The sequence below is a fragment of the Nocardia sp. NPDC023852 genome (assembly GCF_040639505.1).
In the GTDB taxonomy this organism is placed as follows: Bacteria; Actinomycetota; Actinomycetes; order Mycobacteriales; family Mycobacteriaceae; genus Nocardia.
The window spans coordinates 420625-439081 of record NZ_JBFAAB010000001.1; the positions used below are offsets into that span (position 1 = coordinate 420625).

At 67.1% G+C, this 18457-nt stretch carries 17 protein-coding genes; 9 read left to right on the forward strand and 8 right to left on the reverse strand.

What is annotated here, in order from left to right; all coding sequences use genetic code 11:
* Positions 1-71 precede the first annotated feature (71 nt).
* Positions 72-1394, forward strand: a complete 1323-nt coding sequence (locus AB0H00_RS01850) for an acetyl-CoA C-acetyltransferase (RefSeq protein ID WP_357259209.1) — start codon at positions 72-74, stop codon at positions 1392-1394.
* Positions 1395-1455: 61 nt separating this feature from the next.
* Here the strand turns inward: AB0H00_RS01850 and gnd are convergent, their stop codons facing one another.
* Positions 1456-2484 carry a phosphogluconate dehydrogenase (NAD(+)-dependent, decarboxylating) gene (gene gnd, locus AB0H00_RS01855; protein WP_357259212.1) on the reverse strand — a complete coding sequence of 343 codons (1029 nt, stop codon included), beginning with the start codon at positions 2482-2484 and terminating at the stop codon, positions 1456-1458.
* Positions 2485-2799: 315 nt separating this feature from the next.
* Between gnd and AB0H00_RS01860 the strand changes: the two genes are divergently transcribed.
* On the forward strand, positions 2800-4695 hold the full coding sequence (locus AB0H00_RS01860) for a VanW family protein (RefSeq protein WP_357259215.1): 1896 nt from the start codon (positions 2800-2802) through the stop codon (positions 4693-4695).
* 16 nt (positions 4696-4711) lie between these two features.
* On the opposite strand, the gene AB0H00_RS01865 is transcribed toward AB0H00_RS01860, so the two are convergent.
* Together AB0H00_RS01865 and AB0H00_RS01870 are read right to left on the reverse strand one after the other, a co-directional pair.
* A complete protein-coding gene (locus tag AB0H00_RS01865) occupies positions 4712-5797 on the reverse strand; it encodes a DUF4185 domain-containing protein (protein ID WP_357259218.1) in 1086 nt (361 codons plus the stop codon).
* 246 nt (positions 5798-6043) lie between these two features.
* The gene (locus tag AB0H00_RS01870) at positions 6044-7951 is read right to left on the reverse strand and encodes an acyl-CoA dehydrogenase (protein WP_357259221.1); all 1908 of its coding nucleotides are present in this window, start codon (positions 7949-7951) and stop codon (positions 6044-6046) included.
* A gap of 257 nt (positions 7952-8208) precedes the next feature.
* Between AB0H00_RS01870 and AB0H00_RS01875 the strand changes: the two genes are divergently transcribed.
* Complete coding sequence (locus tag AB0H00_RS01875) at positions 8209-8799, forward strand: alpha/beta family hydrolase (protein WP_357259224.1); 591 nt, start codon at positions 8209-8211, stop codon at positions 8797-8799.
* Between the two features lie 65 nt (positions 8800-8864).
* Here AB0H00_RS01875 and AB0H00_RS01880 read toward each other — a convergent pair whose 3' ends face one another.
* The 3 genes from AB0H00_RS01880 to AB0H00_RS01890 all read right to left on the reverse strand — a co-directional run bounded on the left by AB0H00_RS01880 (position 8865) and on the right by AB0H00_RS01890 (position 12025).
* The gene (locus tag AB0H00_RS01880; protein ID WP_357259227.1) at positions 8865-9539 is read right to left on the reverse strand and encodes a class I SAM-dependent methyltransferase; all 675 of its coding nucleotides are present in this window, start codon (positions 9537-9539) and stop codon (positions 8865-8867) included.
* 152 nt (positions 9540-9691) lie between these two features.
* The gene (locus AB0H00_RS01885; protein WP_357259231.1) at positions 9692-10798 is read right to left on the reverse strand and encodes a DUF4185 domain-containing protein; all 1107 of its coding nucleotides are present in this window, start codon (positions 10796-10798) and stop codon (positions 9692-9694) included.
* Between the two features lie 429 nt (positions 10799-11227).
* Positions 11228-12025: an alpha/beta hydrolase gene (locus tag AB0H00_RS01890; RefSeq protein WP_357259234.1), complete on the reverse strand. Its 798-nt coding sequence runs from the start codon at positions 12023-12025 to the stop codon at positions 11228-11230.
* A gap of 138 nt (positions 12026-12163) precedes the next feature.
* Here AB0H00_RS01890 and AB0H00_RS01895 point away from each other — a divergent pair, with 138 nt between their 5' ends.
* From AB0H00_RS01895 to AB0H00_RS01905, 3 genes are all read left to right on the forward strand, one after another.
* Positions 12164-12388: a hypothetical protein gene (locus AB0H00_RS01895; RefSeq protein ID WP_357259237.1), complete on the forward strand. Its 225-nt coding sequence runs from the start codon at positions 12164-12166 to the stop codon at positions 12386-12388.
* Positions 12375-12671: a hypothetical protein gene (locus tag AB0H00_RS01900; protein WP_357259240.1), complete on the forward strand. Its 297-nt coding sequence runs from the start codon at positions 12375-12377 to the stop codon at positions 12669-12671. The genes AB0H00_RS01895 and AB0H00_RS01900 overlap by 14 nt, the downstream gene beginning before the upstream one ends.
* Before the next feature lie 135 nt (positions 12672-12806).
* Positions 12807-13148, forward strand: a complete 342-nt coding sequence (locus AB0H00_RS01905; protein WP_357259243.1) for a hypothetical protein — start codon at positions 12807-12809, stop codon at positions 13146-13148.
* A gap of 180 nt (positions 13149-13328) precedes the next feature.
* On the opposite strand, the gene AB0H00_RS01910 is transcribed toward AB0H00_RS01905, so the two are convergent.
* Positions 13329-13631, reverse strand: a complete 303-nt coding sequence (locus AB0H00_RS01910; RefSeq protein ID WP_357259246.1) for a DUF1905 domain-containing protein — start codon at positions 13629-13631, stop codon at positions 13329-13331.
* A 104-nt stretch (positions 13632-13735) separates the two neighbouring features.
* Here AB0H00_RS01910 and AB0H00_RS01915 point away from each other — a divergent pair, with 104 nt between their 5' ends.
* Positions 13736-14959 (forward strand): acyl-CoA dehydrogenase family protein, encoded by a 1224-nt coding sequence (locus AB0H00_RS01915; RefSeq protein ID WP_357259248.1) that lies wholly within the window; start codon positions 13736-13738, stop codon positions 14957-14959.
* A complete protein-coding gene (locus AB0H00_RS01920; RefSeq protein ID WP_357259251.1) occupies positions 14956-16386 on the forward strand; it encodes an LLM class flavin-dependent oxidoreductase in 1431 nt (476 codons plus the stop codon). Before AB0H00_RS01915 ends, AB0H00_RS01920 begins: the two co-directional genes overlap by 4 nt.
* 17 nt (positions 16387-16403) lie before the next feature.
* On the opposite strand, the gene AB0H00_RS01925 is transcribed toward AB0H00_RS01920, so the two are convergent.
* Positions 16404-16886, reverse strand: a complete 483-nt coding sequence (locus AB0H00_RS01925; protein WP_357259254.1) for a GAF domain-containing protein — start codon at positions 16884-16886, stop codon at positions 16404-16406.
* Positions 16887-16983: 97 nt separating this feature from the next.
* Here AB0H00_RS01925 and AB0H00_RS01930 point away from each other — a divergent pair, with 97 nt between their 5' ends.
* Positions 16984-18369 (forward strand): styrene monooxygenase/indole monooxygenase family protein, encoded by a 1386-nt coding sequence (locus tag AB0H00_RS01930; RefSeq protein WP_357259257.1) that lies wholly within the window; start codon positions 16984-16986, stop codon positions 18367-18369.
* Positions 18370-18457: the final 88 nt, after the last annotated feature.

Below are 18457 nucleotides of genomic sequence, written 5' to 3' on the forward strand. Positions count from 1 at the left end.
GCGCCGATCTGCGTGGACCCTCCACGCCGACGCCGGGCCGCCGGGCCATCCACGAGACCTTGGAGACTCGAGTGACCAGCAAAGCTCGTTCGGCGAAGAGCACCACCAACACCGGTAAGACCAGCCGTCCGGTCGCGATCGTGGGCGGCAACCGGATTCCGTTCGCTCGCTCCGACAGGGCGTACGCGCATGCCTCCAATCAGGACATGTTCACCGCCGCGCTGGACGGCCTCGTCAGCCGCTTCGGCCTGCAGGGTGAGCGGCTCGGCATGGTTGTCGGCGGTGCGGTCCTGAAGCGGGTCGGGGAGCACGGCCTGATTCGCGAGAGCGTGCTCGGCAGCAAACTCAGCCCCTACACCCCGGCGCACGATCTGCAGCTGGCCTGCGGCACCGGACTGCAGGCGATCGTCACCGTCGGTGACGCGATCGCCGCGAGTCGCATCGAGGCCGGCGTGGGCGGCGGCACCGACACCACGTCCGACGCACCGATCGGAGTAAGTGATGCCCTGCGCGAGTGGTTGCTCGACGCCAACCGCGCCAAGAGCAACAAGGACCGCCTCAAGCTGGTCGGCCAGCTGCGCCCGAGCATGCTCGGCATCGAGATACCGCGCAACGCCGAGCCGCGCACCGGTCTGTCCATGGGTGAGCACGCCGCCATCACGGCCAAGGAATTCGGCATTCCCCGCGAGGCGCAGGACGAGCTGGCCTACCTCTCGCACAAGAACATGGCCGCCGCCTATGATCGCGGCTTCTTCGACGACCTGATCACCCCGTTCCTCGGGCTGACCCGCGACGACAATCTGCGCCCGAACTCCTCGGTCGAGAAGCTGGCCACCCTGAAGCCGGTCTTCGGGGTCAAGGCGGGCGACGCGACCATGACCGCGGGCAACTCCACCCCGCTCACCGACGGCGCTTCCGCGGTGCTGCTGTCCAGCGAGGAGTGGGCCGCCGAGCATACCCTTCCGGTACTGGCTCACCTGGTCGACAGCGAGGTCGCCGCGGTCGACTACATCCACGGCCCCGACGGCCTGCTGATGGCGCCGACCTACGCGGTGCCGCGGCTGCTCGCCCGTAACGGACTCACCCTGCAGGACTTCGACTACTACGAGATCCACGAGGCGTTCGCTTCCGTGGTGCTGGCCACGCTGGCCGCGTGGGAGTCCGACGCGTACTGCAAGGAGCGGCTCGGCCTGGATGGCGCGCTCGGCTCGATCGATCGCAGCAAGCTCAACGTCAACGGTTCGTCGCTGGCGGCGGGTCACCCGTTCGCCGCGACCGGCGGCCGCATCGTCGCCTCCACCGCGAAGCTCCTGGCGGAGAGGGGATCCGGCCGTGCACTGATCTCCATCTGTGCCGCGGGTGGCCAGGGCGTGGTCGCCATCGTCGAGCGGTAGCGCCCGCACAACGAACGTGCCCCGGATCGGAAGTTCCGGTCGGGGTCACGTTCGTTGCCGCTTACTTCCCGGGCAACTCGTTGTGTCCGCCGAACGCCAGGCGCATCGCCGAGAGCACCTTGTCCGCGTACAGCGACTCGCCTCGCGAGGAGAACCGCGCGAACAAGGCGGCCGACAGCACCGGCGCGGGCACGCCGGTGTCGATCGCCGCGTCGACCGTCCAGCGTCCCTCGCCGGAATCCGACACCCGGCCGCCGTACGACTCCAGGCTCGGGTCGGCGTGCAGTGCGGCCGCAGTGAGGTCCAGCAACCACGAGGCGACCACCGACCCGCGCCGCCACACCTCGGTGACCTCGGGCACGTCGATGTCGTACTGGTAGTGCTCGGGGTGTTCCAGTGGCGTCTCCTCCGCGGAGAACTCGCCCGCGTGCGCGGCGCCGTAGTTTGCCTTGTGCAAGATGTTGAGACCCTCGGCGTAGGCGGCCATCGCGCCGTACTCGATGCCGTTGTGCACCATCTTCACGAAGTGCCCAGCGCCCGCGGGCCCGCAGTGGAGGTAACCCTGCTCGGCGGTGGAGGGTTCACCGGTGCGTCCCGGCGTGCGCTCGGCCGCGTCCAGGCCGGGCGCGATGGACTTCAGCAGCGGGTCCAGGTACGTCACCTGCTCGGCCTCGCCGCCGATCATGAGGCAGTAGCCCCTTGTCCGGCCGAACACGCCACCTGAGGTGCCGATGTCCAGGTAGTGGATGCCCTTGGGCTTCAGCCGCGCGGCGCGCTCGAGGTCCTCGTGGTAGCGGCTGTTGCCGCCGTCGATGATGATGTCGCCGGGCTCGAGCAGTTCGGCTATCTGGTCGATCACCGCGCCGGTCGCGCCTGCGGGGATCATCACCCACACCACGCGCGGTGTCTGCAGCTTGCTCACGAAATCGGCGAGCTCGGTGCAGCCCTGGAAGCTGTCACCCAGCTCTTCGCGCAGGTCGTCGATGTTTTTGGGGCGACGTTCGTAGCCGACGGCGGTGTGTCCGTCCTCGACGATGCGGCGCACGATATTGGCGCCCATCCGGCCCAGGCCGATCATTCCCAGCTGCATGCCATCCATCTCCCTCGTAATGTGGCGAACTCTTGTGGCGAGAGGTCGTGGTCGATTGTCCCGCGTGGGTCGGATCACAATTCGCAGGACATGTTGTAACGCCCGCTGCCCGCTGTCGGATAAACAGGTTGGCTTCGCGCAGTTGCCAGACCCCCGACCCGGCAACTGTGCGGAGCCGCTTCGCATGTTGTCCCGGTTCTTTGCGCGGGGTTTGCTGCAGATTCCGCTCGCTGACGTTGTCGGCCAGGGCCACTATCGTTGGCGGGGACTTGCGTTGTGCGAGTTTCCAATTCGATCGAATGGGGAGGACGGTTCGTGACGAGCCAGCCGAGCATCGGACCCCGCGGCCCACAATCGGGTGGTGACGTCGGCCTACGTCAGTTCCTCGGGCCGGACCCATCCCACGAATCGGACCAATCGGTCGAATGGGATGGAGGTTCGGCGCCGACCCAGCCCCTGCAAGCCGGTCGACGGCCCGTGCCGCCCGCTCCCCGCCGTGCACCCGGACGCCGTCCGCTCGCCAGCCCCCCACCCAAGCGTCCCACCATCGCTGTAGTACGCCGGGCGGGCATCGCGGTCGGCGCTGTGCTCGCGGTGGCCGGCCTCGGGTATGCGGTGGACTGGGTGCTGTCCTCGGGTGACGTGCCGCGCGGCACGGTTGTCGCCGGCGTGGACGTCGGCGGTATGGACAAGTCCGCGGCCGATGCCGCGCTGCGCGCCGAGCTCGAACCCAGATCCGGCAGGGAACTGCCGTTGCGCATCGGTGACGTGCAGACCCGTCTCGTACCCAGTGCCGTGGGGCTCGCAGTCGATTGGGACGGTACCTGGTCGCGGATCGGTACGCAGCCGCTCAACCCGATCACGAGGCTCACCTCCTTCTTCACCACCCGCGATGTCGCGATCGACAGCAAGATCGACGATCCCGCCCTGGACCGCCAGCTGACCGAGCTGCGGGTATATGACCGCCCGTCGGTCGAGGGCACCATCCGCTTCGACAAAGACAGACCCGTGGCGGTGCCACCGGTTCCTGGACGGGTGCTCGACATCGCCGCCGCACGTGCGGCGCTGGTCGACAACTGGATCACCGGTGCACCGCTGGATCTCCCGGTCGTACCCGCGCCGCTGAACGTGCGTCCCGAGGCGGTCGACCGTGCGCTGCGCGAGATCGCCCAGCCCGCCGTGCAGGCGCCGATCACGTTCGCCGGCAAGGGCGCGGCGGCCAGGCTCGAGCCGGAGCAGACCGCTTCGGTGCTGACCTTCGGGCCGGACGGGCAGGGCGGTCTCACCGTGACCGTCAACCACGATGCCGCCATCGGACTGCTGGCGCCGCAGCTCACACCCTCCGAAGTCGAGCCGAAGGACGCGACGTTCGCGCTCTCCGGCGGCAAGGCGACGGTCGTTCCCGCCGTTGTCGGCGACAAGGTCAACTGGCCCAAGACGTTAGAGCAGTTCACCGCGCTGCTGGTCGCGCCGGGCGAGCGGACGGGGCAGGCGGTCTACGAGCGGGTCGAACCGAAGCTGACTACCGACGCGGCCCATGGCCTCGGCGTCGTCGAGACCATGGGTTCGTTCACCACCAGCGGCTTCAGCGGCCCCTCCGGCGTCAACATCCGCACGGTGGCCAGGAAGGTCAACGGTGCGATCGTGAAGCCGGGGGATACGTTCTCGCTCAACGACTTCACCGGTCCGCGTGGCACGGCCGAGGGATACGTCGAGTCCGGCATCATCGACCACGGCCGCCCGAGCACCGCGGTCGGCGGAGGCATCAGCCAGTTCGCCACCACGCTCTACAACGCCGCGTACTTCGCCGGGCTGGAGGACGGGGGCCACACCGAGCACAGCTACTACATCTCCCGCTATCCGGCGGCTCGCGAGGCCACCGTCTTCGACGGCGCGATCGACCTGAAATTCCGCAACAACACCGCTACCGGTGTCTACATCGAGGCTTTCACCACCGACTCGGAGGTCACCGTCCGGCTGTGGGGCACCAAGACGGTCGATGTCGAATCCGTCACCGGGGAGCGCGCCAAGCCGACCGAGCCCACCACCGTTACCCTCCCCAAGGGTAAGGACTGCATCGCCACCGAGGGTGCCCCGGGCTTCACCGTCTCCGACACCCGCATCATCACCGACCGCAAGACGGGACGCGAAGTCTCCCGCAAAGTCCGCACGGTCAAATACGACCCGGTGCCAGTGGTGAAATGCGAATGAGCTCCGGCGAACAGGATCAGAGTGGCGTTCGCATCAGCAGCACGTTGTATTGGGTGTGCTGGGTGACCATGAAGTAGAGATCGCTGCCCGTTTGGTACGGGAAGATCATCGGCGCGTAGGCGGTGGGTAGGGCGCGGGCGTCGATGAGGACGCGGGGCTCGCTCCACGGCCCCTCGGGGGCGGGGGCGGTGCGCATGACGACGCTGTTGGCTGGGTCGGTGGTCAGCATGACGAACTGGCCGAGGTAGTCGTTCCACATGACCGAGATTTCACCGACGCCTCCGACGATGGGGGCCGCGGTCTTGGCGTCGCCGGGTTTCCACGCGCGACCATCCCAGTACTCGTAGGCGTCGATGTCGGCGATGTCGGATTCTATGGCGCGGGAAACGAATCCTGGGTTGTTGCGCCCGGCGGGTGTGCCGTAGCGGTAGGCGTAGCCGCCCGCCTTCACAAAGGCATTCTGCTGGAACTTCTCGTGGCCGTCGACGTTGGCGCGGCGGGTTGTGGCGAGCTGAGACCAGGTGGCGCCACCGTCGCGGGAGGCGGCGAGGGTGGAGAAGTTGGTGTTCCATTTGCCGTTGTCGCCCCATTCCCGGACCGACATCAGGCTCATGTACTGGACGCCACGTACCGAAATGCCCGCGGTCGGGATGAAACTGATTTCGATGCCAGGGATCTTGGGGCTCGGCAAGGGATTCGGCACGACATTGTCGAACACGATTCCGTCGGACGGATTGTGGTCGGAGCTGCGGAACAGCACATTGCTGGTCCAGGCCCAGATGCTGCCCGCGAGGAAGTTGGGGAAGCCCAGACCGGCGCTGTCGCCGAAGGCGGTGATCATCCGGCCGCTGCCGTCGTCCCACATGATGCCGAGGTCGGTGCCGAGCACGTTGACGTTCTGGGTCCGGTTCGGGCTGTCCATGCCGGTCACCTGGTACACGGCCTTCGTCGGGCCGGGGAGTTCGGGCAGGCCGTGGATGCCGTTGAGCGCCGGGATCGGCATGACGTTGTTCGGGTCGGCCATGGCGGGCGCTGCCACGGCGAGCGAGAGGACCGCGGCGAGCGCGCCGGCTCTGGCGAGTGCGGACAGCGATCGAGTCATCCGGACAGTCCCTTCTCTGGCGCGGTCGGCCCCGACATTGTGCCTGCTCGCTGCCACTATGTCCCGTATATCGGCGGGCGATCCCGGTCGTTCGGGCGATTGCTCGGGCCGGCCGCGACACGACAACGGCCCGAAAACGACACGGTCGTCGCAACCTCTCAATCGAGAGTGTTGCGACGACCGTGTGAACCCAAGAAATCTCCGGGCCGTTGTGTCGTATGCGGGTTGTGCGAACCGAACGAACCGTCAGAAGGCGGCTTCGTCCAGCTCCATGATGTCGTTGTCCAGGGTGGACAGCACGGAGCGAGTGGCGGTCAGCTCGGGCAGGATGTTGCGCGCGAAGAACTGCGCTACCGCGATCTTACCCTGGTAGAACGCCTTGTCGGCAACCGAAACGGCACCGCTGGCGACTGCTTGCAGGTCGGTCGAGACAGCACCGCTGCCGACTGCTTGCAGGTCGGTCGAGACAGCACCGTCGAGCGCCGCGATGGCGATCTCGGCCTGGCGCAGCAGCTGCCAGCCGATGAGCAGGTCGCCGACCGCGAGCAGGAACCGCACGGAACCGAGGCCGACCTTGTACAGCTCGGCCTGCTGCTCCTGAGCGCCCATCAGGTAGCCGGTGAGCGTGGCGGCCATGGCCTGCATGTCCTCCAGCGCGGTGGTCAGCAGCTTGCGCTCGCCCTTCAGGCGGCCGTTGCCCGCCTCGGAGTCGATGAATTTCTGCACCTGGCCGAGCACATGGGCCAGCGCCACACCGCGGTCACGGGCGATTTTGCGGAAGAAGAAGTCCTGCGCCTGGATGGCGGTGGTGCCCTCGTACAGCGAGTCGATCTTCGCGTCCCGGATGTACTGCTCGATCGGGTAATCCTGCAGGAAGCCGGAACCGCCGAGGGTCTGTAGCGACTCGGTCAGGTATTGGTAGGCCCGTTCGGAACCGACGCCCTTGACGATCGGCAGCAACAGGTCGTTCACTCGCGCGGCCAGATCTGCGTCGGCGCCCGAGACGTGCTGCGCTATATCGGCGTTCTGGTGGGCGGCGGTGTACAGGTACACGGCGCGCAGGCCCTCGGCGTATGCCTTCTGGGTGGCCAGCGAACGACGCACGTCCGGGTGCCGGGTGATGGTCACGCGGGGCGCGGCCTTGTCGGTCATCTGGGTCAGGTCGGCGCCCTGGACGCGCTCCTTGGCGTAGTCGCGGGCGTTCAGGTAGCCGGTCGACAGAGTCGCGATGGCCTTGGTGCCCACCATCATGCGCGCGTGCTCGATGACGTCGAACATCTGTGCGATGCCGTTGTGTACCTCACCGACCAGCCAGCCCTTCGCCGGGATCCCGTGGCCGCCGAAGGTGACTTCACAGGTGGCCGAGACCTTCAGGCCCATCTTGTGCTCGACGTTGGTGACGAAGACGCCGTTGCGCTCGCCCAGCTCGCCGGTCTCGTAGTCGAAGTGGAACTTGGGCACGAAGAACAGCGAGAGGCCCTTGGTGCCAGGGCCTGCGCCTTCGGGGCGCGCCAGTACCAAGTGCATGATGTTCGGGAACAGGTCGTCGGCGTCGCCTGAGGTGATGAACCGCTTCACACCCTCGATGTGCCAGGAGCCGTCTTCCTGCTTGATGGCCTTGGTGCGGCCGGCGCCGACGTCCGAACCGGCATCGGGCTCGGTCAGCACCATGGTGGCGCCCCAGCCCTGGTCGGCGGCGATCTTCGCCCAGCCTTTCTGCTCTTCGGTGGCGTTGTTGTAGAAGATGTTCGCGAAGCCGGCGCCCGCGGCGTACATGAAGGCGGCGGGCTGCGCGCCCAGGATCAGCTCGGCGATGGCCCAGTAGGCTGCGCGCGGAACCGGCATGCCGCCGAGTTCCTCGGCGATGCCCAGCCGGTCCCAGCCGCCGTCCTGGATGGTGCGGTAGCTCTTCTTGAAGGACTCGGGCAGTGTGACCGTGTGGGTCGCGGGGTCGAAGACCGGCGGATTACGGTCGGCGTCGGCGAACGATTCACCGAGCGGGCCCTCGGCGAGGCGCCGCACCTCGTTGAGCATTTCTTTGACGGTGTCCGTGTCGAGGTCGCCATAGGCGCCGCTGTCCAGGATGGAACCGAGGCCCAGGACCTCGAAGAGGTTGAACTCCAGGTCGCGGACGTTGCTCTTGTAGTGACCCATCTCAGTACTCTCTCCGTTGAGTTCGGGTGCGGTCGGTTTGTTGCGGTTCCCGCCCGTTGTTCGCTCCACCGGGGTAGTCGTGCCGGTTTTCCGCATACTACCCGCGGGTAACTTATGGCCATATTACCGGCCGGTAATGGGGTGGCAAAGGCTCGACGGCGCAATGTGACGTGAAAAACAGTTGGTGTGCGAACGGCGCTCGTCAGGCTCGTGCTATGCGGGGGCCGAGCCGGGCTCGGGCGGGTTTACCGTGTGGTGTGCGAATCGAGACGAGTGCCGGACCGGCTGAGATCGAGCTCGACCAGCCCCGCAAGCCCGCGTTCCTGCTGCTGCTCACGCACGGTTCCGGGGGCGGAGTCGATGCGAAAGATCTTCTCATCGTCCGTGATTCGGCGCTGCGGCTGGGCGGCGCCGTCGCCAGGGTTGTGCAACCGTATCGGGTCGCTGGTCGTCGTGCGCCCGGTTCGGTAGTCATTCAGGACCAGGCGTGGCTCGAAATCGTCGCCCACCTGCGCGGCCGCAAGCGCATCCCGGTGATCCAGGGCGGGCGCAGCAACGGAGCCAGGGTCGCCTGTCGCACGGCCGTCGCAGCCCGCGCACGCGGCGTGCTCGCGCTCTCATTCCCCCTGCATCCACCCGGGAAACCGGAGAAATCCCGCCGCGAGGAACTCCTCGCTGCCGGCAGCATCGAGGTAGTGGTCATCAACGGCGCCAGCGACCCCTTCGGCATCCCCGACCCCGCCGACGCCGCCGAAGTCCGTGTCATCCCCGGCCAGTCGCACGCCTTCCGCGCCGGCTTCGACCTCATCGCCGACACCGTCACCCCCTGGCTCGCTCGCTGGTGCTGACCCTACGAGTGACCCATGGCCGCGGCATCGTGAAAGAAGGGTCTCCACGGCCCGCTCGTCGAAGATCAGTCGGTGGGGCGCGTGGCGATGACGAGGGCGTCGATGGCGTCGCGCGTTTCGGTCGGGCGGAAGACTCGGTCCGCGATGCGGATTCGGATGCGGTGGGCGGCGGCCGCGGGGCCGAGGTCGGCGACGATATCGTCGGGGGTGAAGAGGATGCCCGGGTCCTGTGGGCCGCCGAAACCGTCGGTCAGGTTCGTGGTGTCGTGGCCGAGGACGAGCAAGGTGCCTTCCGGAGCGAGCAGGTCGGCTGCCCGGCGAACCACCGCGCGGCGCTGCTCGGCGGGCAGGTGCAGGAAGACCATCAGGACCAGCTCGAACGGGCCGGTGATGCCCGCCGCGTCCAGGTCGGTGACATCCGCGCACTGCCAGGTGATGCGGCCGCGGACCGAGCGAGACAGTCGCGACGCCACGGTGCGGCCCTTGTCGATCCCGACCTGGGAATAGTCGATGGCGTGCACCTGCCAGCCGTGCGTCGCGAGCCAAAGGGTGTTGCGGCCCTCGCCGCAGGCGAGGTCGAGTGCGCGCGGGAACTCCGGTGGTTCGCCTTCGGGGCCGGCGGTGCGTCCCGGCGTCCGCCGCTCCAACCCGTAGACGTGCTCGACCACGGTGCTGTTCGGCGGTGCGCCCCAGACCAATTCCGTTTGCGCGTAACGCTCGTCCCAATCCGCCGCATCCATGATCCCGAGTTTATTGGCACCTGACCCGCTTCCGGCCCGCTCAGGCCGATGCCTGCGAATCCTCCCGACGATGCTCGCGCGGTGGGCCACCTCAGGTGGATGCCCGTAGTTTGCCTGTGCGTCGCCTGTCCAGACCGGGAGAGTCTCGGACGCTACAGCGTGGTGCGCATCAAAACGACGTTGTACTGGCTGTGCACGGTGGTGAGGAAGTACAGATCGCGCCCGGTTTGGTACGGGAAAATCGATGGCGCGTACGCGGTCGGCAATTCCCTGGTATCGATCAGTACTTCGGGATCACTCCACGGACCCACCGGCGAGGACGCGCGGCGCATAACCACGGAATTGAAGGGATCGGTGGTAAGCGAGACGAATTGTCCGAGATAGGAGTTGTAGCTCACCGACAGCTCACCGACGCCCCACATGATCGGCACCGCAGCGTTCACGTCGTTCTTTCGCCAGCCCCGGCCATCCCAGTATTCGTATTCGCGGAGGTTCTCGATGTCGGTCTCGCGGACACGGGCGATGTAGGCGGCATGGTTGCGCCCGGGGCGGGTGCCGTATTCGTAGACGTACCCGCCGTCCTTCAGGAAGGCGTTCATCTGGAAATTCGCGTTCGCGCCTTCGTTCGGTCGTCGCGTGGCCGACAGGTCGGCCCAGGTCTCGCCGTTGTCCCCGGAGGCGGCCAGGCCGGAGAAGTTGGTGCTCCACTGGCCGACGTCGTCCCAGTTCTTCACCGACATCATGCTCATGTACTGCACGCCGTTGACCGAGATTCCCGCGGTGGGGATCCGGCTGATCTCCAGGAATGGAATCTTCGGGCTGGGTATCAGGTCGCGAGCCTGGCCGAACACATCGCGGACCACGCTGTCGAAGAAGATGCCTTTGGCCGGATCCTGGGTGTGGCTGCGGACCAGGATATTGCTGCGCCACGCCCATGCGCTGCCCGCGAGCAGGTTCGGGAAACCGATGCCGGCGCTGTCACCGAAAGCGGTGAGCATTTCGCCATGCCCGTTGTCCCACATGATGCCGAGATCGGTGCCGAGCACGTTGTAGTCCTGGGTGTTGTTCGGACTGGCCATGCCGGTCACCTGGAAGACCGCTCTGCTGCGGCCGACCAGATTCGGCAACCCATTGGTGCCGTTGAGCACGGGAATCGGATTGATCGCGTTTGGATTGGCGATGGCGGGGGTACCTGCCGTCAAGAGCAAGGCCGAGACACCCGTCAGTGCCGAAATTAGTAAGGATGCGGTCTTGGTCAATGTCTGTGAGCCCTCCGGTTTCTCGCCGAGAGCAGTGCGAAACACAGACGTCCCGCGATACACAGACCCTTCGCAGTGTGCCACGCACCACTTTTCGACTGGCTGGCAAATCGTCAGAATGCTAACAGCGAAATTGGTCGCGACACCGGCGGATCGCCAGCCGATTTCGCTGAATATTTGCTAACGGCCTTCCAGGAATCCGAGGGCTGGGTCGCGTCCTCGAAGGCGCCGTGCCCGGTCGAGGGGTGCAGGGCGGGGTCGAAGAGGCGCCGTAGCCGGTTCGCGATGCGGGCGCTCAGCTGCTCGGCCGCCGCGACCGGATCCGCCGTCATATCGGTGACAGGCCGATCCGCATGGCAGCCGGCGTCGGCGGTATACGCGGTGGCACCATTGAACCGCAGCTCGATCCGCCCGCTGGATGAACCGACGCTACCGCTCGCGCTCGATCGTCTCGCGCAGGACCTGTGCGCAGCTGGTGGGGTCGTCGTAAAACGGGGAGTGCCCGCTCCCGTTCAGCGTGACGTGCCTGGCGTTCGGCAGCATGTCGCGCGCCCTGCGGCTCTGCGTCGCGTAGGTGAGCAGGATGTCGCGGGTGCCCCACGCGATGGTGACCGGAATATCGGCCAGTGCACCGATTTCATGCAGTTCGGCGTCGGCGAACGAGGCGAGCGCCGCATCGAACCCGGTGGCGTCCACGGCGCCGGTCGCGGTATCCAGCGCCACCTGGGCGTCCAGTGCCCAGGGTTTGCCGAAGATCAGCGCCAGGAAGGCGGTCCGGCCCGCCGCCGTGCCGAGGACGCGCGGCAGTGCGGGACGCCCCGTGCGCGCGAGTGCCCGCAACTTGCCTAGTGACTGCTGGCACCAGATGCGACCCGCGGTGTTCCAACAGCCGATCGGCGAGTATGCGGTGACCGAGCGCGCGAGACCGCGCGCACCCAGATTCAGTGTGATCAGTCCGCCCATGGAGTTGCCGGCCAGGTGCGGGTGATCGATTCCTTGCGCGGCAAGGAATTCGGCGAGCGCGTCGGTGAGGGTGTCGACGGTGGTGTGCGCGAGTGCTTCCGACCCGCCGAACCCGGGCAGGTCGACCGCGATAACCTCGTGTGACGTGGCGAGCGTGTCGATGATCGGTTCCCATATCTGCCACCGGCTGCCGACCCCGTGCACCAGGACGAGTGGATCCCCCGCTCCGACCCGGTGATGGTGCATCGTCGTCATGGTGGTCATCCCCACTCGTCGTCCGAATGGACCAACCGTAACAGCAGTCACCAGCCATCAGTTCGGCTCCGCAGGGCTCCCTGGGAGCGCTGCCGGATAAGCAGGGGCTGTGTGGTGCGACGCCCGAGCGGCGGTACGATAATTGGTATGGCAACACGTAAGGTCACCCTTTCGCTGGACGCGGCCGCTTGGTCCTATGCCGAGCAGGCCGCAGCCCGCGCGGGTATGTCGCCCTCGGCGTGGATATCGAAGGCCGCCCGCCGCGAGGCGGTGCGCGCGGGCGTCGGTCCGGTGTCGGATGTAACCTCCGAGGCCGCCGCGGACGCGGCCGAGCTGGCGGCCGGCGAGGAGGCGATGCGTGCGTCGGGGTGAACTGTGGATCTACAACCCACATGGTTCGCCGCGTCGCCGTACGGTCGTGCTGATCAGCAGTGACGGAATCAACGATTCTCCCCGCCCGTGGTTGATCGCCGCCGAGGTGGTCGACGAGGACCCACAGGACATTCTCGCAGTTCCGGTACAGGAGCACGGCTGGGTGCACGCGGGAAACATCGGGCGCATCTTCCGCGGCTGGCTGACCGAGCGGGTCGACGTAGTGAACACCGACACTGTGGAGCGGCTCGACACCGCCCTGCGGGCTGCGATGGATCTGTGAGACCCGATCGGCCGCTGCAACGCGTTGTGCGAGAACGTAACCGGCACCGATCGCCCCGAACGGCTACCGTCTAGCGCGGCGCGGCATTATGGTTGCCACATCCCCGAGGTGGGAATTCGACGGAAGAGGAGTCAGGTGCGGATCTGCATGATTGCCGCTGCGCTGATCGCGCTGCCGGTGCTCGCGGCGTGCGGTAGCGACAAGGACACGGCGGCGCCCACGGTCACGCAGGCCGATCTCGCCAAGTCGCTGCATGACAAGGGCCTCAAGAGCCAGCAGCTTGCCGACTGTGCCGCGAAGGTGTTCGTGGATCAGGGGATTTCGCAGGCCGGATTGCGGGTCATGATCAGCGACAAGTACGACGCGAAGGCTGCCGATCAGGAGACGCTGGGAATGAGCAAGGAGGACGCGGACAAGGCGCGTGCCGCCAGTGGTCGGATCGCCGGCGAGTGCATGTCGGCGGCACAGCCGCGCTGAGCGAGCTGTCGGCACGGTATCGGTCGAGCGGCGCCGATCAGCTTCCACGACGGCGCCGATCAGCCGCTCCGATGTGACACACGCGGGCAGTCGCCATTGCGTGGATGGCTCGAGCGTGTGCCGAACTCGTCGGCAGGCCCGCAGGATGACGGCTCGGCCAGGGAGCGCCCTGCCGGCGCTTCACAATGCGACGATGAGTTCGATCCGCGCGGCTGAGCCCGCCGCCAACCCCTCGGCGGCGCGTACCGCTTTCTTCACGGGCAGCACATAGGTCGCGCGTGACTTGTCGGGAAACAGGGATGTCGACCAGCGGCTCTTCCCGATGACCACGTGCACGCGCACCGCGCCGAAGCCGCCCGCGCGATGCGCGTAGCGTTCCTCGATATCGTCGGCAATATCCTCGGGCAGTGATACGAAGTGCCACGCGGCGCCTACTTGGTGTTCCCACACCTCCGCCGTGAACGAATACCGCGATCCAGCCACACCGCGACTCTAGCCAGGCGCACCGACACCAGCCGCCGCACGGCATTTCGATCGCACTGCGCGCAACCCGTGAGCGCGTCGCCGGGGTGCGCGATCGTGGGGTGATGACCACCACCGAGGCGAAACCCACCACAGACTCCGAACTGGATTCGATCTTCGAGCCGATCTTCGACCGAATCGCCCACGGCGCGGTCCCGCGCGAGATCGATCGCACGCTGCCCTTCGCGGAGCTCGGCTGGTTACGCGCCGCCAAGTTCGGTGCGCTGCGCGTACCGGTCGAGTTCGGTGGGTACGGCGTCACCGTCCGGCAGCTGTTCCGGCTGCTCATCAAGCTGGCCGCCGCCGAATCGAACCTGCCGCAGGCGCTGCGCGTGCACTTTTCCTTCGTCGAGGACCAACTGCTCGCCGAGCCGGGACCGGCGCGGGATCGCTGGTTGCACGCGGTGGCCGAGGGCACGCTGGTCGGCAATGCGATCACCGAACCCGGTGTCGGCGCGGTGGACCGTTATCGGACCACCCTCACCGAGGACAGCGGCCGGTGGCTGCTCAACGGCGTGAAGTACTACAGCACAGGCTCGCTGTACGCGGACTACATCCTGACCGCGGCCGACCGTGACGGCGAACGGGTGGGTGTGCTGGTCGACGCGAACGCCGACGGGGTGCGCCAGCACGATGACTGGGACGGTTTCGGGCAGCGACTGACAGCCAGCGGCAGCACGGAATTCACCGACGTGGTGGTGACCGAGGATCGGATTCTCGGTCCCGGCTACGGCGCCCCTGGCCGGACCTACGCGACTTCGTATCTGCAGCTGGTCCAGCTCTCGGTGCTGGCTGGAATCGCCGAGCGCGCCGAGCGCGACGCCAGGGAGTGGGTCACGGCGCGCACCCGCAGCTACACGCATGCCGCCGCCGGCGTGCCGCGGCAGGACCCACTGGTGCAGCAGGTGATCGGTCGGCTGTCGGCCGCCGCGTTCGCCGCCGAGGCCGCCGTGCTCGCGGTAGCCGACCTCCTCGACGAGGTCCTCGCGGGCGGCGCGCAAGACGAAAAAGGTCTGGTGGCCGCCGAACTCGCGGCGGCGCGGGCTCAGCTCGCGGTCATCGATCTGGTGCTGCCCGCCACGACGCTGCTGTTCGAAGTCGGTGGCGCGTCGGTGGTATCGGAGCGGCTGCGACTGGATCGGCACTGGCGCAACGCGCGCACCATCTCGGTGCACAACCCGGCGATCCAGAAGGCGAGGGCGATCGGCGATCACCTGCTCAACGGCGCGGAGCTGCCTTTCGCGTGGAGCGCGGGCGAACGGAAACCCACCGAGGGAGCCGCGCAGTGACCCGCCGGATCCGCTTCAATGCCTTCGACATGAACTGTGTCGCCCACCAATCCCCCGGGCTGTGGCGGCATCCCGATGACCAGTCGCATCGCTACAAGGAATTGAGCTACTGGACCGAGCTCGCGAAGCTGCTGGAGCGGGGCCGCTTCGACGGCATCTTCATCGCGGACGTGCTCGGCACCTATGACGTATACGGCGGAAGCGACATCGCCGCGCTGCGCCAGGGCGCGCAGATCCCGGTGGCCGATCCGCTGCTACTGGTCTCCGCGATGGCCGCGGTGACCCAGAACTTGGGATTCGGCATCACCACCGGCACCGGTTTCGAGCATCCGTTCCCGTTCGCCCGGCGGTTGTCCACGCTCGATCACCTCACCGGAGGGAGGTTGGGCTGGAACGTAGTAACCGGATACCTGCCCTCGGCGGCACGCAATTTCGGCGCCGCCGATCAGCTGGACCACGACGAGCGCTACAACCAGGCCGATGAGTACCTCGAGGTGCTTTACAAGCTGTGGGAAGGTTCGTGGGAGGACGACGCGGTGGTTCGCGACGCCGAACAGGGGGTCTACGTCGACCCCGCCAAGGTCCATCACATCGGTCACCGCGGGAGGCACTACACCGTTCCGGGCATCCACCTCTCGGAGCCGTCGCCGCAGCGCACGCCGGTCATCTACCAGGCGGGCGCGTCGCCGCGTGGCGTCCGCTTCGCGGCCGAGAACGCCGAGGCCATCTTCATCGCGGGACCGTCGAAACGAGTGCTCACACAGACGGTTTCTCGGATCAGGGACGTGTTGGAGGCGGCGGGCCGCGACCGTTACGCGGCGCGGGTCTATGCCCTCGCCACGATCATCACCGACGTCACCGATGAGGCGGCGCGGCGCAAGCACGAGGAGTACCTGTCCTACGCCAGCGTCGAGGGCGGATTGGTGTTCATGTCCGGTTGGATGGGCATCGATCTGTCCGGTTACGACCTGGACGACCCGATCGGCCAGGTGGAGAGCAACGCGATCCAGTCGGCGGTGGCGGCGTTCCAGGAATTCGACGACGACGGCCGGGAATGGACCGTGCGCGACATCGGCCGGTGGGCCGGAATCGGCGGCATGGGACCGGTTTTCGTCGGCTCGGGGGAGACGGTCGCCGACCGGCTGCAGGAGTGGGCAGTGGAGGCCGACCTCGATGGATTCAACCTCGCCTACGCGATCACGCCAGGGACCTTCCAAGACATTGTCCAGCACGTGGTTCCGGTACTCACCGCACGTGGCGCCTACGCCGAGGATTACCTGCCGGGAACGCTGCGCAACGCATTATTCGGCGCGGGCGATCGGTTGCCCTCCGAACATCGTGGTGCGCGGTACCGTCTGAGCGGACCGGGATCGACGGCATTGCCGGACTCGGTCTCACGGTCCGGCGCGGCGATCGCGAGCCCGTAACCGCCCCGGATGACAAATCACGTCGCGGCGAGAAAGACCTGTGCCACTGATTCCAGCCCGGCACGATCGATGTCGTCGAAGCGTCCCGGCTGCGGACTGTCCAGGTCGAATACGCCGACGAGTTCTCCGTCGCGAATCAGCGGGACGACAATTTCCGACCGGGTATCGGCATCGCATGCGATATGCCCGTCGAATGCGTGCACGTCCGGCACGAGTTGGGTTTCCCCGGTCTGCGCCGCGGTTCCGCACACGCCTTTTCCGAGGCCGATTCGCACGCACGCCGGCTTTCCTTGAAACGGTCCTACGACCAGTTCGTGTCCGTCATAGAAATAGAAACCGACCCAATTCACCGCGGACAGCGCGTGAAACACCAGCGCGGAAAGATTGGCGGCGTTGGCGATGCGGTTTGCCTCGTCCGCCACCAATGCCTCGGCCTGCGTCACCAGCTGGCGGTACTGCTCGATACGGTCTCCGGTCGGATCGGCGGCAATGAACGACATGTCCCGAATGGTACGCGCCCCCAATTAACCCGCCGCCCATTGATTCTCGCTGATCGCAACACTCGGGACAGCGAGGCACGGCCCGCATCATCCCTACATGACATCGCAGCAATCCGTATTCCGTTCCACCCGTTCCGCCGCGGTAATCGGTGCCGGGCAAGCCGGCGTCACCGCGGCGCTCGGACTACTCGACGCCGGGTTCACCGTCACCCTCTACAGTGAGCGCGATCAACGCGCGCTGCGCGACGACGTTCCCGCGACCGGCACAGCACTCGAATTCGGTGAGACCCAGCAGGCCGAGGCCGCGCTCGGCTTGGACAGCTATACCGCGCGCGCCCCACGGCACACCGGCCTCAGCGTGCGCATCGCCGGACCCGACCGCGCCGAATTGATCCAATTCGACGGCCATTTCGATGGATACGTCGGTGTAGCGGTCGATACCCGGTTGAAGGTCGACGAGCGGCTCACCGCGTTTCTGGAGCGCGGCGGCCGGTTCGTCGTCGAGCAGGTCACGCCCGAAACACTCGATCCCATCGCCGCCGCCAACGACCTGACCCTGATCGCGACCGGACGCGGTGGTCTGTCCGACCTGTTCCCGATCGATGCCTCGCGAACACCCTACGACGCCCCGCAGCGCTCACTGTTGACCGTCGTCGTGACCGGAATCGGACACGACGACAGCGTTTTCGCGCATCGCAGCGTCGCCGGCGGCGCGCACAGCGGCTTCTCCATCTTCGCCGACCAAGGCGAGGGGTGGTGGGGACCATACCTGCACAAGGACGCTGGTCCGAGCTGGGCGTTCCTCGGCTGGGCCCGGCCGGGCAGCGAGTGGGAGAAGCGCTTCGCCGCGGCGGACTCGGCCGAATCGGCGCACCGCGTCGTGCAAAACCTCTACCGCGACTTCATCGACTGGGATCTTCCTGAGGTGCTGGCCACGAAGACCATCCCCGAGGACCCGCACTCGTGGCTGAAGGGCGCGGTGCGCCCGGTCGTGCGCTCCGGTGTCGGACGCACCGCGGGCGCGCACGTGGTGGCCTCGCTCGGTGACACCTCCGTCACCTACGACCCGATCGCGGGGCAGGGCGCACAGAGCGGCCTGATCCAGGCCCAGCGTCTCGTCGCGGCGGCGGCCGTGCATCAGGGGCCGTTCGATGAGGAATGGATCGAGCGTCAGTACGCGGCGTTCCTCGCGGCGCGCGCTGACGCGGCCGACAAGGTGACCCGGCTGTTCCTCGGCGATCCCGAACTGGCCGATATCGGCAACGCGCTGTTCGCCGCGGCGAGCGTGGAACCGACATTCGCCTCGGCGCTCGTCGGCCTGTTGCACCGCCCCCAGCCGTTCCTTCCGGTCGATTCGCTGGACGCGGCCAACGAATTCATCACGAAGGTCACCGGTGAAGACGCGGCGGTGCTGCTCGGGCGATTCGCGCCCGCGGGGAAGTTCACCAGGTCCACCTTCTCGAAGGTCCTCGCCGACGCCTGAGCTCGGCCGCCGATCCGATCCGGCAGATTCAAACCCTCGTGCCGGTCGGGTGGCGGTGCTGGAGTAGAGGGAGCGCCGGGCGCATGGG